The organism is Sphingobium sp., from assembly GCF_003248505.1.
In the GTDB taxonomy this organism is placed as follows: domain Bacteria; phylum Pseudomonadota; class Alphaproteobacteria; order Sphingomonadales; family Sphingomonadaceae; genus Sphingobium.
In genome coordinates this window covers 1-14,145 of the sequence record NZ_QFOA01000012.1, presented here as the reverse complement: position 1 = coordinate 14,145, position 14,145 = coordinate 1, and the positions used below count along the sequence as shown (strand labels likewise).

15 protein-coding genes are annotated in these 14,145 nt (G+C 65.4%); 8 read left to right on the top strand and 7 right to left on the bottom strand.

Translation table 11 applies throughout. From position 1 onward, the window contains the following. Nucleotides 1–161: 161 nt before the first annotated feature. The 3 genes from argB to DI606_RS06905 all read right to left on the bottom strand — a co-directional run bounded on the left by argB (nucleotide 162) and on the right by DI606_RS06905 (nucleotide 2,461). Nucleotides 162–1,079, bottom strand: a complete 918-nt coding sequence (gene argB, locus DI606_RS06915) for an acetylglutamate kinase (RefSeq protein ID WP_293980947.1) — start codon at nucleotides 1,077–1,079, stop codon at nucleotides 162–164. Between the two features lie 94 nt (nucleotides 1,080–1,173). Further along, entirely contained in the window at nucleotides 1,174–1,863 is a 690-nt protein-coding gene (locus DI606_RS06910) for a queuosine precursor transporter (protein ID WP_293980868.1), read from the bottom strand. 46 nt (nucleotides 1,864–1,909) lie between these two features. Continuing rightward, entirely contained in the window at nucleotides 1,910–2,461 is a 552-nt protein-coding gene (locus DI606_RS06905; RefSeq protein ID WP_293980867.1) for a DUF1993 family protein, read from the bottom strand. Nucleotides 2,462–2,547: 86 nt separating this feature from the next. Between DI606_RS06905 and DI606_RS06900 the strand changes: the two genes are divergently transcribed. Then, nucleotides 2,548–2,880 (top strand): STY0301 family protein, encoded by a 333-nt coding sequence (locus tag DI606_RS06900; protein WP_293980865.1) that lies wholly within the window; start codon nucleotides 2,548–2,550, stop codon nucleotides 2,878–2,880. Between the two features lie 143 nt (nucleotides 2,881–3,023). Here DI606_RS06900 and DI606_RS06895 read toward each other — a convergent pair whose 3' ends face one another. Continuing rightward, nucleotides 3,024–3,686: a cytochrome c family protein gene (locus DI606_RS06895; protein ID WP_293980864.1), complete on the bottom strand. Its 663-nt coding sequence runs from the start codon at nucleotides 3,684–3,686 to the stop codon at nucleotides 3,024–3,026. Between the two features lie 150 nt (nucleotides 3,687–3,836). Here DI606_RS06895 and DI606_RS06890 point away from each other — a divergent pair, with 150 nt between their 5' ends. From DI606_RS06890 to DI606_RS06865, 6 genes are all read left to right on the top strand, one after another. Further along, entirely contained in the window at nucleotides 3,837–4,727 is an 891-nt protein-coding gene (locus DI606_RS06890) for a prephenate dehydratase (protein ID WP_293980863.1), read from the top strand. Nucleotides 4,728–4,787: 60 nt separating this feature from the next. After that, nucleotides 4,788–5,516 (top strand): sterol desaturase family protein, encoded by a 729-nt coding sequence (locus DI606_RS06885; protein WP_293980861.1) that lies wholly within the window; start codon nucleotides 4,788–4,790, stop codon nucleotides 5,514–5,516. Continuing rightward, on the top strand, nucleotides 5,513–5,959 hold the full coding sequence (locus tag DI606_RS06880) for a DUF2141 domain-containing protein (protein WP_293980860.1): 447 nt from the start codon (nucleotides 5,513–5,515) through the stop codon (nucleotides 5,957–5,959). The genes DI606_RS06885 and DI606_RS06880 overlap by 4 nt, the downstream gene beginning before the upstream one ends. A gap of 102 nt (nucleotides 5,960–6,061) precedes the next feature. Then, complete coding sequence (locus tag DI606_RS06875; protein WP_293980859.1) at nucleotides 6,062–6,973, top strand: tetratricopeptide repeat protein; 912 nt, start codon at nucleotides 6,062–6,064, stop codon at nucleotides 6,971–6,973. A 5-nt stretch (nucleotides 6,974–6,978) separates the two neighbouring features. Next, the gene (locus DI606_RS06870) at nucleotides 6,979–7,593 is read left to right on the top strand and encodes an LON peptidase substrate-binding domain-containing protein (RefSeq protein ID WP_293980857.1); all 615 of its coding nucleotides are present in this window, start codon (nucleotides 6,979–6,981) and stop codon (nucleotides 7,591–7,593) included. After that, nucleotides 7,590–7,784 carry a Trm112 family protein gene (locus DI606_RS06865; protein ID WP_293980855.1) on the top strand — a complete coding sequence of 65 codons (195 nt, stop codon included), beginning with the start codon at nucleotides 7,590–7,592 and terminating at the stop codon, nucleotides 7,782–7,784. The genes DI606_RS06870 and DI606_RS06865 overlap by 4 nt, the downstream gene beginning before the upstream one ends. A gap of 4 nt (nucleotides 7,785–7,788) precedes the next feature. Here the strand turns inward: DI606_RS06865 and DI606_RS06860 are convergent, their stop codons facing one another. The 3 genes from DI606_RS06860 to DI606_RS06850 all read right to left on the bottom strand — a co-directional run bounded on the left by DI606_RS06860 (nucleotide 7,789) and on the right by DI606_RS06850 (nucleotide 12,225). Continuing rightward, nucleotides 7,789–8,220, bottom strand: a complete 432-nt coding sequence (locus tag DI606_RS06860) for a RidA family protein (protein WP_293980854.1) — start codon at nucleotides 8,218–8,220, stop codon at nucleotides 7,789–7,791. A gap of 17 nt (nucleotides 8,221–8,237) precedes the next feature. After that, nucleotides 8,238–9,506 (bottom strand): aminotransferase class V-fold PLP-dependent enzyme, encoded by a 1,269-nt coding sequence (locus tag DI606_RS06855; protein ID WP_293980853.1) that lies wholly within the window; start codon nucleotides 9,504–9,506, stop codon nucleotides 8,238–8,240. Between the two features lie 70 nt (nucleotides 9,507–9,576). Further along, nucleotides 9,577–12,225: a TonB-dependent receptor gene (locus DI606_RS06850; RefSeq protein WP_293980852.1), complete on the bottom strand. Its 2,649-nt coding sequence runs from the start codon at nucleotides 12,223–12,225 to the stop codon at nucleotides 9,577–9,579. Nucleotides 12,226–12,391: 166 nt separating this feature from the next. Here DI606_RS06850 and DI606_RS06845 point away from each other — a divergent pair, with 166 nt between their 5' ends. Next, entirely contained in the window at nucleotides 12,392–14,038 is a 1,647-nt protein-coding gene (locus DI606_RS06845; protein WP_099234654.1) for an IS1634 family transposase, read from the top strand. Nucleotides 14,039–14,145 lie beyond the last annotated feature (107 nt).

Genomic DNA, 14,145 nt, shown 5'->3' with positions numbered 1-14,145 from the left:
TTGCCCAGGAAAAGACCGGAACGGCGATTTCATGGGAAAATAGCTTCGACCCGACTGGACGATAGCCAGCGCCGGTTGACCGTGCAAGACCGGTCCCGGTCCCGCCCGTTCGGCACGGTTCGATTTCCCCTTTCCTTGTCGTTCGGCGCTCTAAAAGCGTCCTACTTGCGCACCAGCGTGCCCGCGCCCCTGTCGGTAAAGATTTCCAGCAGCATTGCATGGGGCACCCGCCCATCCAGGATCACCGCCGCATCGACGCCGCCCTCCACCGCGCGCACGCAGGTTTCCAGCTTGGGGATCATGCCGCCGCTGATCGTGCCGTCGCCTTCCAGCGTGGCGATGGCGACAGGGTCGAGGTCGGTCATCAATTCGCCCTGCTTGTCGAGCACGCCTGCGACATCGGTCAGCAGGAAGAAGCGCGACGCCTTCAACTCCGCCGCGATGGCACCCGCCATCGTGTCGGCGTTGACATTATATGTGTGACCGTCCGCGCCGATGCCCACGGGCGCGACGACCGGGATGATGCCGTCGCGGCTCAGCGTGTCGAGGATAGAGCGGTCGACCGACACCGGATCGCCCACGAAGCCCAGGTCGACATTGCGCTCGATCCCGCTGTTGGGATCGGCTTCCCGCTTGCCCAGCACCTTTTCGCACACGACAAGACCGCCGTCCTTGCCCGAAATGCCGACCGCGCGTCCGCCAGCGCCGGCGATCCAGCCTACGATTTCCTTGTTGATGGACCCGGCCAGCACCATTTCAGCGATCTTGGCGGTTTCGGCGTCGGTGACGCGCAGGCCGCCCACGAACTGCGATTCCACGCCCAGTTTCTTCAGCATCGCGCCGATCTGCGGCCCGCCGCCATGGACGACGACGACATTGATGCCGACCGCTTTCATCAGCACCACGTCCTCGGCAAAGTCGCGCGCGGCTTCGGGGTCTCCCATCGCGTGGCCGCCATATTTGACGACGAAAGTCCTGCCCGCATAACGCTGCATATAGGGCAGCGCTTCGACGAGGACTTCGGCCTTGGCGAGCAGGGCGGGATCGGGGGCGTTGTTGCTGGTCATGCGCGCGCGCATACGGCCATAACGCCGGGGCCGCAAGCGCGGCGACGCCCCTTTCCTATCGTTAGTTAGCTAACGAAGGATATATGCGCATATATCGTTCGACTGTCTACTTCGCTGTCGCGTTAACCCCGTCCAGCCGCCGCCCCAGCGCCACCAGCAGATAGATGATGGGCGGCACCAACAGGGCGGACAGCACGACCTTCGCCAGCATCTGCCCCAGCAGCAGTTCGCCGATGGGAAAGACGCCGTAGAAGGCGATGCTGACGAACAGCAGCGTGTCCACGATCTGCGACAGCATGCTCGCCAGCGCCGCTCGCAGCCACAGCAACCGGCTGCCCTCGCGCCCCTTCAACGCGGCGAACAGCGTGACGTTGAGCGTCTGCGAAATGCCGTAGGCGACGATCCCGCCCGCCCAGATGCGCGGCGTGCCCCCCATCATCATGGCAAAGGCTTCGGCCCGCTTGGGGTCCATGTCGCCCGCCGCCGGCGCCGCCAGCACGACGATGGACAGCAGGATCGACGCGATCAGCGGCAGGAAGCCGATCTGCACCAGCCGGGTCGCGACCGCGCGCCCGTGCAGTTCGGCGACCGCGCTGGAAATCGTCACCAGCAGCAGGAAGGCAAAGATGCCCGCTTCCACCGCCAGCGGTCCCAGCCCCACCATCGGCCCCAGCCCAGCGAGCGGCCCCAGCGCGACCTGCTTGTTCCCCAGCACCCCTGCGATGCAGACCATGCCGCCGTAGAAGATCGAAAAGAAGAAGAGCGAGCGGCTGATGGGCGCGGGCGTCGGAGTCATCGGCGGCCTTTATCGGGATTCGGGGCGCGGGGGAAGATGCCCCGCGTCAGGCCGTCGCGGCGGGTGCGGGCCGAAGGAAAGGCAGCAGATGCGCGACATAATCGCCCTTGCCCAGCGGCACGCCGTTGGCCCGCAGGATCGCGTAGGTCGTCATGACGTGAAAATAGAACTGCGCCAGCACCCAGTCGCGCACATATTGCGTGGCGGTGAGGTCGAAGGTCGTGCCGATGGGCAGCGCATGGGCGATGGGCCTTTCGGGATCGGCCCCGGCCTTGCCCGCAAAGCCGTCGATCAGCGCCAGCGTCTCGGCGATCCGGGCGCGGGCATCGTCCAGGGTGCCGGGCCGGTCGCCCCCGTCGCGCGCCTCGTCCAGCAGGGCGATCAGGTCGGGGGAAAATTCCTCTCCCGCCAGCCGGTGCATCCCCTCGCGCGGCTGGACGCAGGCGAAGCGGACCTGCGTCGCCAACGGGAACATGTCGGGCGCGAGCCGGGCGGAAAGCAGCGCGTCGCCGCCCGCCGCCCCCGCCTTGTCCAGCCAGGTCGAAAGGCTGCGCAGCATGGGCGCGCAGCTGGAGACGAGAAGATGCTCGGGGGTCATGGGCTACACTGGTCCTTGCGACGATGGACGGCGGGATGGCCTGTCTGATAGAGGGAAAGCGGCGGTCAGGCAAAGGGGGAAGGGCGATGATCGGATGGATCGTGATGGCAGCAGCGATGGCGCAAGCGGCGACGCCTCTGGCCTGCCCCGCGCGTCATCGGGGGCGGACGCTCGATGCGGTCGCGGTCTATGACGGTCCGGTGGAGGACAAGGCCATCCTGGCGCCCGACAGCAGCCACCGGACGGGCGGCGTCCTGACGCAACGATGGGACGTGGCGGGCATCTATCGCGCGGGTCGTGCCCTGACGGTCGAGTGCGGCTATGGCGGCATCGCGCCGCTGCGCCTGACATCCTCCCGGCCCCTGCGCACTTGCCGGGCGTCATGGAGCAAGGCGGGCAACAGCCTGTCCTGCCGCTGATCCCGGTCGCGCACTCCTGACGGAATCGGGCAGTCGCGGCGGCGGCAGCGAATGCGTCGGAAGCCCTGCGCCGCGCTGCGGCGTCACGCCGCTTCGACACATCGCCCGCCGGGTTTCCGATCCGGACGGGCGCTTGGTTCCCCTTACTTGCCGGTGGGCGCGGTGGCCGGGCCGCCCGCAGGCGCCGCGTTGGCGGGGGCAGCGCCCTTGACGCTTTCGGAGGCGTTGGTCGCGTTGGCGGCAGCGCCCTCGGCGGTCGCGCTCGCTTCGGCGGGGGCGGCGTCGGCGGCGGGCAGCGGCAGGTTGGACCCCTGCGTGTTCAGCCACGCGATCAGGTTCGCGCGATCCTTGGGGTTGCCAAGGCCCGCGAAGGTCATCTTGGTCCCCGGCGCGAATTCGCGCGGGCTGGTCAGCCAGTGGTCGAGATTTTCGAAGGTCCAGTTGCCGCCCTTGCTCTTGAGCGCGTCGGAGAAGGCGAAGCCGCCCTTGCCCTGGCCGATCCCTTCGCCGACCGTGGCATAGAGATTGGGGCCGATGCCGTTGGCGCCGCCCTGGTTGACGGTGTGGCATGCGGCACACTTGGCGAAGACCTTTTCGCCCGCCGCGACATCGGCGCTGGCAAGCAGCGTGTTGAGGCCGGGGCCGCTGGCCGCGCCTGCGCCTTCCGCCTCCACGCCCTCGATGGCGTAGCCCATCTTTTCAGGACGATGGCTATCGAAATATTTGGAACTGACGATCGCACCGCCGAGGGCGATAATGCCCGCAAATAAAGCCCAGCCCGCCACGGTATTGAAACGATCGCCCATCTCGCCTGACTTCCCTTACCCAATAGATGGCGGCTTTCGGTCGTGCCCCCTGTTGCCCGGATGCCATAAAGGCGGACAGGCGAGCGCGCAAGCCGGGTTGAACCCAAATGCTTGCGCGGTGGGGGACGAGACTCTAAGCGGCACTCGCCCATGGATAACTACCCCGCTCCCGCCCGCGCCATCGTCGCCGACCTCGCGCGCAGGGCCGCCGCCGACCCGGCCCGCGCCGTCGCCTATCAGGGTGCGCCGGGTGCTAATTCGCATCTCGCGGCGCTCGATTATGCGCCCGATTGCGTGCCCTTGCCCTGCTTCGCGTTCGAGGATGCGATCGACGCCGTGCGTTCGGGCCAGGCGGCGCGCGCGATCATCCCGATCGAAAACAGCCTGCATGGCCGCGTCGCCGACATGCACTTCCTGCTGCCCGAATCGGGCCTGTCGATCATCGACGAATATTTCCTGCGCATCCGTCACTGCCTGATGGCTCCCGACGACGGCCTCATCTCCAGCGCGCTCAGCCATCCGCAGGCGCTGGGCCAATGCCGTCATTATCTGCGCGAACGCGGCATCCAGCCGGTCGCCTATGCCGATACAGCAGGCGCGGCTGCGTTGGTGGCCGAACGCCGGATCGTGGGGGAAGGGGCCATCGCGCCCTATCTGGCCGCCGAACTCTACGGCCTCCACCTCATCTCGGAAAATATCGAGGACAGCGACGACAATATGACGCGCTTCCTCGTCCTGGCGCAAGAACCCCGGATGCCCGCGCCCGATATCGGCCCGGTCATGACGACCTTCCTGTTCGAGGTGAAGAATATTCCCGCCGCGCTCTACAAGGCGATGGGCGGCTTTGCGACCAACGGGGTCAATATGACCAAGCTGGAAAGCTACCAGCGCGGCGCGAGCTTTGCCGCGACGGAATTCTTTTGCGATATCGAAGGGATGCCGGGCGACCCGGCGGTGGATCGTGCGCTCGCCGAACTGGAATTCCATACCAAATGGGTGCGCCAGCTCGGCAGCTACCGTCAGGCGCGGCCCAGAACGTAGAAACGCGCCTTTGGTTCCGTGCGGGTTGGTTCCTGGGTAAAGCCGGGCTATAGGACCTCCATGGTCGCAGCCATCCTCCTGTCCGCGCTGGCGATGAGCGCCATCGTCGCCGTGCGCTATCTTCTGGCAAGCGGCGGCTTCGCGCTGGCGACGCGCATCCGCCAGCCCGGCCTGTATCGCGGCCTCGAAGGGCAGATGGGGCGCGAAGTCGGCTGGTCGCTCCTCTCGGCATTCATCTACGGCGTACCGGCGGGGATCGTCGCCTGGGGATGGCAGGCGCATGGCTGGACGCGCATCTATAGCGACGTCGCCGACCGTCCGCTTTGGTATCTGCCGGTGTCGGTGCTGCTCTATCTCGCGGCGCACGACACTTGGTTCTACTGGACGCATCGCTGGATGCACCGACCCCGCCTGTTCCGCATCGCCCACGCCGTCCATCACGCAAGCCGCCCGCCCACCGCCTGGGCGGCGATGAGCTTCCACCCGTGGGAAGCGCTGAGCGGCGCGGTGGCGATCCCCGCGCTCGTCTTCCTCATCCCCATCCATGTCGGCGCGCTGGCCGTCGTGCTGACGATCATGACGGTGATGGGCGTCAGCAATCATATGGGGTGGGAAATGTTTCCGCGCTGGCTGGTGCGCGGGCCGCTGGGCGGCTGGCTCATCACCGCCACGCATCACCAGCGGCACCACGACCAGTATCGCTGCAATTACGGCCTTTATTTCCGTGTGTGGGATCGCCTGTGCGGGACCGACCGGGGGCTGGGCGACTTTTCCGGGGGCAAGGCATGACGGGCGGGTTGAGGACGATGCCTTTGACGATGGCGGCGATCGTGGGATTGACGGGCGCAGCCCCCATCGACCTCGCCCAGCCGCTCAGCATGGACATGCTGGGCCTGCGTTCGGCCAAGGGTAAGGTGCTGGTCTGCGTCACCCGCCACCCCGACCATTTTCCCGATTGCAGCGACGACCCGGACAAGCGATCCTTCGCCGTGCCCGCCAAAAGCGGACAGATCCCGCTCGGCATGTTGACGCCCGGCCAATATGCCATCGCCATCATCCACGATGAAAACAACAATGGCCGGCTCGATACCTTTGCCGGAATTCCGCGCGAAGGCGTCGGTTTTTCGCGCAATCCCGCGCTGCACTTCGGTGCGCCCAGTTTCCGTTCGGCCAGCTTCGCCATTGCGGGATCGGCGGTGGAACAGGACATCCGCCTCAAATATTTCCTTTGAAGGCCGCCGCCCTTAAGGCTCATCTTGCGCCCGCAGGGGGACGCGCCCCATATGGCGATCTAAGGGCGGATCGATCCGCAGCGACATCAGGAGAAGAAAAGCGTGGCGACCCTGGGACTGAGCGAAACCGAAAAGGCGGCGGTGGAGGAATTCCGCCGCGACGTGGTGGAGCCGTCGCGCACCAGTCTGGTCGTCGTCGATTTCTGGGCCGAATGGTGCGGCCCCTGCAAGCAGCTCGCGCCCGTCATCGAAAAGGTGTGCGAGGAATATGCGTCCAAGGGCGTCAAGCTGGTCAAGGTCAATGTCGACGATAACGGTTTCATCGCCAGCCAATTTCGTGTCCAGTCGATCCCGACCGTCTATGCCGTCTTCCAGGGACAGCCTGTCGCGGACCTGAGCCAGGCCCGCACAGAAGGACAGCTGCGGCAATATCTCGACCAGATTCTGGCACAGCTCCCTATCGAATCGGATGAAAAGGCGCTGGCGCAGGAGATCGCGCCGCTCATCGCCATGGGCGAGGAACTGCTGGCGGGCGGCGAGGCGGATCGCGCGCTCTCGATCTTTGCCCAGATCGCTGAAATGGATCCCGACAATCCGGAGGTCGTTGCCGGTCAGGCCCGCGCGCTGGTGGCGCTGGGACAGCTGGACGAAGCGGAAGCCGCGCTGGCCGCGCTTGCCCCCGATGCCGCCCATCACGCCGCGATCGATCAGGCCCGGGCCGCCATCGCGCTCGCCCGCGACGTTCGGCCCGTTGCCGACCTTTCAGGCATCGAGGCGAAGGTTGCGGCCAACCCTGACGACCATGACGCCCGGTTCGAACTGGCCAACGGCCTCATGGCCAATGGCGACCGGGACGGCGCGGCGGACGCCTTGCTGGACATCGTGCGTCGCGACCGAGAATGGAATGACGGCGCGGCCAAGAGCCAGCTGCTCACCATCTTCGAGGCGGTCGGTCTGGAAGACCCATGGGTGGCGGGCCAGCGGCGCAGGCTGTCCCAGATCCTGTTTTCGTAACGCCCATGCCGCTCGCTCGCGTCTCGATCTTTCCGCTGTCCGGTGCGCTGCTTCTGCCGGGTATGGAGTTGCCGCTTCATATCTTCGAGCCGCGCTACCGGGCATTGATCCACGATGCGATGGCGCGCGACCGCCGCATCGGCATGATCCAGCCGCGCGGGGCAGGGCCGGTGCCGCCGCTCTTCGACATGGGCTGCCTTGGCCATGTCAGCCATATCGAAGCGTTGGAAGACGGGCGCTTCAACATCATCCTCACTGGCCTCGCCCGATTCCGCGTGATGCGCGAACTGCCCGTCTCGACGCAGTTCCGCCAGGTCGAGGCCGATGTCGAACAGGCTCCGCAGGAGGACGAATCCCTCGCCGCCGTCGAACGTGCCGCGCTGGAACAGGAATCCCGCCGCTTTGCCGATGCACTGGGCTATGTGGTCGACTGGACGGCGGTGTCGCGTCTCGACGACACCGCGCTCGTGAACGGCATCGCCCAGATCGCGCCCTTCGACCCTGCCGCCAAGCAGACTTTGCTGGAGGCGGACAGCCTGTCCGACCGGTCGGAACGGATCATCCAGCTCATGCAGATCGTCGGGCGCATCGAACGCGACGGCGGCGCGACCATGCAATGAGCGAAATCATCGCCGCCGCTCCGCCGCCCGTCGATCCGTGGCTGCTCGAAAAGCTGGTGTGCCCGCTGACGCGCGGCCCGTTGCGCTGGGACGCACAGCGCAGCGCGCTCCTGTCCGATATCGCCGGGCTTGCCTTCCCCGTTCGCGACGGCGTTCCGGTCCTGATCGTGCGGGAAGCGACGCCGATTTAGCGCATCATCGAAACGCGGCGATGCACTCCACTTCCAGCGGGGCGCCCATCGCCAGGCCGTCCGCGCCGAACGCGCTGCGCGCGGGCAGGCGCTTCCCCGCGAAATAGGGAAGATAGGCGGCATTGAAACGCGGCCAGTCCGCCATGTCGTCCAGCATCACCGTACATTTGACGACATCGCCAAAGGCAAGGCCCTGATCCTTGAGAATGCGCCCGATGGCATCCATCGCACCGCGCACCGCTGCGTCGAACCCGTCCTTGTGCCGGTCCATACCCTCTGGCACCTGTCCGATCTGCCCCGACAGATAGAGCGTGTCGCCAACCCGCACGGCGGGCGAGAAGGGCAGCGTCGCAGGCAGCGTTTGCGGCGCAGGCGCAGGCTGCGCGCCGAGCGGGACGGCTGAGATCAGCAGGGCAGCGGAGATAAGGCGTTTCATGCGAGGTCTTCTCCAGTTCAGGCGCGGGGCAGCGCGGCGAGCAGCCGCTCCACATCGGTCATATCGTTGAACACCGATGGCGATACGCGGAAATGATGGTCGTGCAGCGACAGCCGAACCTGCGCGCGCGCCAGCGGTTCGGCGAGCCGCGCCTTCGCGTCGGGCAGCAGCACGGTCAGCAACGGCGTGCGCGCTTCTTCCGGGGTCGCGATGCGATAGCCCTTATGGCGCACCCCCTCGCGCATCGCTCCGACCAGTTGCTGCGCATGTTGCTGGATCGCGGGGACACCCAGGGCCGCGATATAGTCGAGGCCGCAATCGATCGCCGCCAGCACCGCCTGTGCGTAGGTGCCGGTGCCGAAATGGCCGAGCGCGCCTTGCCTTCTGGCATAGCTGGTGGGCGCGTCGCCGGGCGGGTCCATCGGGTAGATGTGGGTAAGGGGTGGGGACAGGCCGATGCCCGGCGGCGCGTCCGGCGCGGCGACACCGTAATAGCCAAAATCTGCGACCGGCAGCGCGTCCACCACGCCGCGCCGCGCATAGAGGAAGCCGAGACCGAAGTCCCCCATCAGCCATTTATAGCTGGCACAGGCGGCGAAATCGACGCCGCTGCCATGAAGGTCGACCGGCACGGCGCCCGCTGCGTGGATGATGTCGGCATAGACCAACGCGCCCGCCCGATGCGCGATGTCGCACACGGCCTTGAGATCGTGCTGGAACCCGTTGTAGGTGGAAACCAGCGACAGGCTGACCAACCGCGTCCCCGGTCGGATCGCGCTTGCCATGTCGTCGGGGTCGATGCGACCGTCCCGCGCCTTCACCCATGCGACATCGACGCCTTGACGGGCGAGTTCCTGATACATTGGGAATGCGGCGTAGAAGTGCAGCGTATCGGTGACGATCCGCCCGCCCCGGTGCGGAAGGCCGAGTGCACGCAGGACGCTTTGCTCGCCTGCCGTGGTGGAGGGGGTCCATGTGACTTCGTCGGGCGCGGCGTTGACCAAGGCGGCGAATTTGGCGACGGTCGCGGCGCGATCCAGGGGGCGGCGCGTGACGGCTGCCGGGTCCAGGGTGCGCGCCGCGACATAGGCGTCCATCGCTGAACGCGCGGCGAGGCTGATCGGATGGGTCGACGCATTGTCGAGATAGGCGACCGGCGTCGCGGCAAAGCTCGCCCTGTCGGGAAGCGGGGTGGGAGCGGCCCTTGCCGCCGGGCCGATCGCCGCCGCGCTGGCCGCGCCCAGCGTCCCCCGCATCACGGCCCGGCGCGAAACGACAGACTGCATCGCGGCCCTTCTCCCCCCATGAATTCGGGGCCGATCCGTCAAAGGACCGGCCCCGGATCGTGTCAGCGCGTCAGAACTTGAAGTCGATCCGCGCGTAATAATAGCCGCCCGACGTGCCGTAGGGCCCGTGGCCGTAGGACGCGCTGTAGGCGCCAGCGCCATTGACGTAGGGCGACACGCCCACGGGCACGGTCACGCCCTGAAGCAGCTTGGGGATGTCGGGCTTCTGGTTGAACAGGTTGTTCGCGCCGACCGAGAAAGTGACATGGTCGTTGAAGTCGTATCCCGCCTCCAGATCGGTGATCGCCGTCGCCTTGACCACGCCGTTGAAATAGAGGTTCTCGGTATTGGCAAGGCCCGATCCCGGCGCGCCGTCGGCGATGATGAAGCCGCCGCTCGGCACCACGGTCACGCGACCCGCCGCCAGCGACTGGAATGCCGGGCGCACCAATATGCTGGTCTTGCCATAAAAGGTTTCACGCAGGTTGAGCGTGAAGCCCCCGCTCTTGAACAGGACGCCTGCGACGACCTTGTAGTCCGGATTGGCCCGCTCGATATTGCTCTCTGATGCGGCGTTGAACAGCGGATAGCCGACCTTGTTGTCGGTGATCTTCGTCTTATTGTAGTTCGCCGTCAGCGACAGGTTCAACGAACCGAAGTTCAGCGCCACCGGATAGCTCGCCGAAAAATCGATGCCCCAGGTGCGCGTGTCGATGCCGTTGGTGAAGCTGGAAATGCCCACCGTGCCGCTGCGCTGCAATTCGCTGTCGAGCACGATGCCCGCCGCCGCCAGCGCGTCGAAGATCGCCGCCGCGCCCGGCTGCACCGCGCCGTTGATGACGGCGTTGCGCGATGCCGTGCCGGTGATGCGATCCTTGATCTTGATGAGATAGCCATCGACCGTGACGGCCAGCTTGGGGACCGGACGGAAGACGAAACCGGCCGAGAAATTCTTCGACTTTTCAGGACGCAGCGACCCGAAGCCGAGCAGGGCGGCGGCAGGCGTGCCGGGGGGCAACTGCGCAACGGCACTGGTCGGGCCGACGTTGATCGTCGAATAATGCTGTTCGGCCAGAGTCGGCGCGCGGAAGCCCGTGCTCGCCGTGCCGCGGATCGCAAAGGCGGGCGAGAAGTCGTAGCGGGTCGTCGCCTTCCAGATCAGCGTGTCGCCGAAATCGGTATAGTCCTCGTACCGGCCGGCAAGGTCGACGCTCCACCCGTCGACCGGCTCTGCGATAAGGTTGAGATAGCCCGCGCGCGAACTGCGCCTGAAATCTCCCGCATCGCTCGCCTTGTATCCGGGGAAGGACTGAACGCCCGTCTTGTAGGTCGACGCGAAATCGCCCTGCATGATTTCGTAAGTGTCGCGCCGATATTCGCCGCCGAACGCGAAGGTGACCGGGTTGACCATGCCCGCGTCGAATTCCTTGCGGATGTCGGCAGTGACGGTGGTCTGCGTCAGCTTGAACCCGCCGTCATAGGCCTTGTCGGGCGTGTTGGGCGTGCCGATGCCGCGCAGGGCGGCGGCATAGCTTTCCTGCCACAATTCCCGATGGGCCGACTTTTCGGTCCAGATCTTGTCGACCTGATCGCCATAGGTGGCGCTGACGTCGAAATTCCATCCGCCGCCGAATTCGCCCTTGGCCCCGACCGTGAAGCTATATTCATCCTCGATCACATGCTGGAGCGGGACCATGCCGTTGATGCCGGTGTCGCTGTAGCAGATATTGGGGTTATAGGCCGCAGGCGTGATGCCGCCGCCCAGATTGCCGGTTTCGTAGCAGATGCGCTTGGGATGGCGGTAACCCTGCTTCGCCCAGCCTTCGCGGCGCGCATAGTCGCCGAAGCTGTAGAGTTCGACCCCGCCGAAATCATAGCCCATATTGTAGAAGGCGACCGACAGTTTCGTGCGCGGCTGGCCGCCGTTGATCCCGGCCAGCGCGTCCCCTGCAAGGTTCGACCATTGCGCGGGTGCATTGGGCTGAAGCGTCCCGTCCGGCCGCGTCACCTGAACCTGGCCCTTCCCTACGGTCGTATAATCCTGCCGCCGATGGAACAGCGTCAGGTTGAAAAAGCCGTCCTCGCCCAGTTTCGTGCCGATATTGCCCGATGCCGAAAACAATTCGCCTTCGCTGTCATAATGCTGGCCGCCCGTAACCTTGAAGCTGCCGCCCTCGCTCTGGTCCTTGAGGATGAAGTTGATGACGCCCGCGATGGCGTCGGTGCCGTAGACGGCGGCGGCACCTTCCTGAAGCACTTCGACGCGAGAGACGGAGTCGGGTGGGATCAGGTCGATGCTCGGTGCCGCCGACCCTTGGAACGCGCCGGAGATGACCTGGAGTATGCCGTTGCCGTGACGGCGCTTGCCGTTGACGAGGATCAGCGTGTGGTTGGGCGACAACCCGCGCAGCCGCGCCGAGAGCGAGAAGCTGGAAAGGTCGGTGCCTTGCGTCTGCGCCGTAAAGCTCGGGACGATCTGGGTCAGCACCTGGTTGAGGTTGGGCTGGCCGACATGGCTGATCGCTTCCTGGCTCAGTACCTGCACGGGCGCGGCGGCTTCGGCAGCCTGCATCCCCACGGCGCGCGTTCCGGTGACGATGATCGCCGTGCCCTCCTCGGACTGCGGCTCCTGCGCGATCTGCGGTTCCTGCGCCACCGCGCAGGCGGTCCAGGACGAAGCCAGGACCAAGGATAGTTTGAGTGCGTCGAAGCGCGTCATGTCCCAAGTTGAACAGTGCCGGCGGAACACGCAGGGAACGCGAGCTGGTAAGTATTTGATTTTGCTAGGCGTGGGTTTGGGGGCAAAACCGGATGTGCTAACAACATTTTGCCTGTAACTGGCCGTTTGGTTTATCTTTACGAGTACAGGCAGTAACAACCTGGCCATGTATGTCGTCGAACGAGTCGCGCGCGGCCACCGCTATCTTTACCTGGTCGAGAGCGTGCGCGAGGGCAAAACTGTCCGCCAGCGCACGATCAAGGCTCTGGGCCGCAAGGATGCGCTGGCCGCAAGTGGCGAACTCGACAGACTGGCCGCCTCGATCGCACGTCACGCAGAGCGCAGCATCATTCTGTCCGATATCGATGCAGGCCGGATCGTAGCCCGCAGGATCGGAGGCCCGTTGCTGTTCGGGCGCCTGTGGCAGCGGCTTGGCATCGATGCTGTATTGGAAGAGGTGCTGGAAGGGCGCCAGTTCGGCTTTGCCGTGGAGCGCGCCGTATTTGTCGCTACACTGCACCGCCTGTTCGTCTCAGGCTCGGACCGAGCCTGCCTGGACTGGATGGAGAGCTACGCCATCGACGGCAGCGAGGATCTTGCCCTCCATCACTTCTATCGCGCCATGGCCTGGCTCGGCGAGGAGATCGAGGAGAAGGCAGAAGGCGCATTGGCACCTCGCTGTGTGAAGGACGTGATCGAGGAGAAGCTGTTCGATCGCCGGCGGGACCTGTTCACTGATCTCAGCCTGGTGTTCATGGATACGACGTCGCTCTCGTTCTACGGTGCAGGCGGCGACACGCTGGGTCGGCGTGGTCATTCCAAGGACCACCGGCCCGAGCTTGCCCAGATGATCCTGGCCGTGGTGATCGACGCCGAGGGGCGTCCGATCTGCACCGAGATGGTCCCGGGCAACACGGCCGACGTGAAGGTGCTCATGCCCATCGTCACGCGCCTGCGTACCCGCTTTGGGATAACCCGCTCGTGCGTCGTGGCCGACCGCGGCATGATCAGTGCCGGTACGATCGCCGCCCTTGAAGAGCTGGGGATGGAATACATCCTGGGTGCGCGAGAGCGCACCAGCAACGTCATCCGCGATGTCGTGCTTGCCGACACTGCTCCGATGGTACCCCTGGTCCTCGAGCGACAGGCAGGAGACACCCAGCTGTGGGTCAAGGAAGTGCGCGTTGGCAAAGGCGCAGATGCCCAGCGCTACGTCGTCACGCTCAACGAAGCTGAGGCAAGGAAGGACAAGGCCGACCGGCAAGCGATCATCGATGGCCTCCAGACCCAGTTGAAGAAGGGCGACAAGGCCCTGGTCGGCAACTCGGCCTATCGCCGCTATCTCAAGGCCAGCGGCAAGACCTTCGAGATCGACATGGGCAAGCTTGCCGACGAGGCGCGCTACGACGGCATCAGCGTGCTGCGCACCAATGCCAGGATCACTCCGCTACAGGCCGTCATCCGCTACCGTGATTTGCTTCAGGTCGAGGCCCTGTTCCGCGTCGCCAAGGCGAGCTTCGATACCCGTCCCATCTTCCATCAGTCCGATGCCGCTATCCGCGGCCATGTGTTTGTCTCGTTCCTCGCTCTGACGCTGGCCAAGGAACTGACCCGCTTGTGTCAGGAAAAGGGCCTGCAGCCCGAATGGCAGCCGCTCCTCAACGATCTCGATCGCCTTCAGGAAGCCACCATCGAAAAGGACGGCAAGGTCATTACCACCCGCACCCACGTTTCGGGCCAGGTGGGGAATGTCTTCAAGGCAACCGGCATCGCGCTGCCGGCCAATATCAGCGAACTGCCGCCGCGAACCTAAGCCTCTGCAAGCTCAACCAAACCCAAAAATGTAGTGGTAACACTCGCGCCGGTGCGTGCATGTCATTGAACAAAAATGCCTTTTCCAAAAGCACTGTTCAAGTTGGG

Coding starts and splice junctions, on each gene's coding strand:
- DI606_RS06910 (WP_293980868.1), bottom strand. CDS start 1,863: ATGACTCCGACGCCCGCGCCCATCAGCCGCTCGCTCTTCTTCTTTTCG.
- argB (WP_293980947.1), bottom strand. CDS start 1,079: ATGCGCGCGCGCATGACCAGCAACAACGCCCCCGATCCCGCCCTGCTC.
- DI606_RS06860 (WP_293980854.1), bottom strand. CDS start 8,220: ATGAAACGCCTTATCTCCGCTGCCCTGCTGATCTCAGCCGTCCCGCTC.
- DI606_RS06870 (WP_293980857.1), top strand. CDS start 6,979: ATGCCGCTCGCTCGCGTCTCGATCTTTCCGCTGTCCGGTGCGCTGCTT.
- DI606_RS06850 (WP_293980852.1), bottom strand. CDS start 12,225: ATGACGCGCTTCGACGCACTCAAACTATCCTTGGTCCTGGCTTCGTCC.
- DI606_RS06880 (WP_293980860.1), top strand. CDS start 5,513: ATGACGGGCGGGTTGAGGACGATGCCTTTGACGATGGCGGCGATCGTG.
- DI606_RS06900 (WP_293980865.1), top strand. CDS start 2,548: ATGATCGGATGGATCGTGATGGCAGCAGCGATGGCGCAAGCGGCGACG.
- DI606_RS06865 (WP_293980855.1), top strand. CDS start 7,590: ATGAGCGAAATCATCGCCGCCGCTCCGCCGCCCGTCGATCCGTGGCTG.
- DI606_RS06885 (WP_293980861.1), top strand. CDS start 4,788: ATGGTCGCAGCCATCCTCCTGTCCGCGCTGGCGATGAGCGCCATCGTC.
- DI606_RS06890 (WP_293980863.1), top strand. CDS start 3,837: ATGGATAACTACCCCGCTCCCGCCCGCGCCATCGTCGCCGACCTCGCG.
- DI606_RS06855 (WP_293980853.1), bottom strand. CDS start 9,506: ATGCAGTCTGTCGTTTCGCGCCGGGCCGTGATGCGGGGGACGCTGGGC.
- DI606_RS06895 (WP_293980864.1), bottom strand. CDS start 3,686: ATGGGCGATCGTTTCAATACCGTGGCGGGCTGGGCTTTATTTGCGGGC.
- DI606_RS06905 (WP_293980867.1), bottom strand. CDS start 2,461: ATGACCCCCGAGCATCTTCTCGTCTCCAGCTGCGCGCCCATGCTGCGC.
- DI606_RS06845 (WP_099234654.1), top strand. CDS start 12,392: ATGTATGTCGTCGAACGAGTCGCGCGCGGCCACCGCTATCTTTACCTG.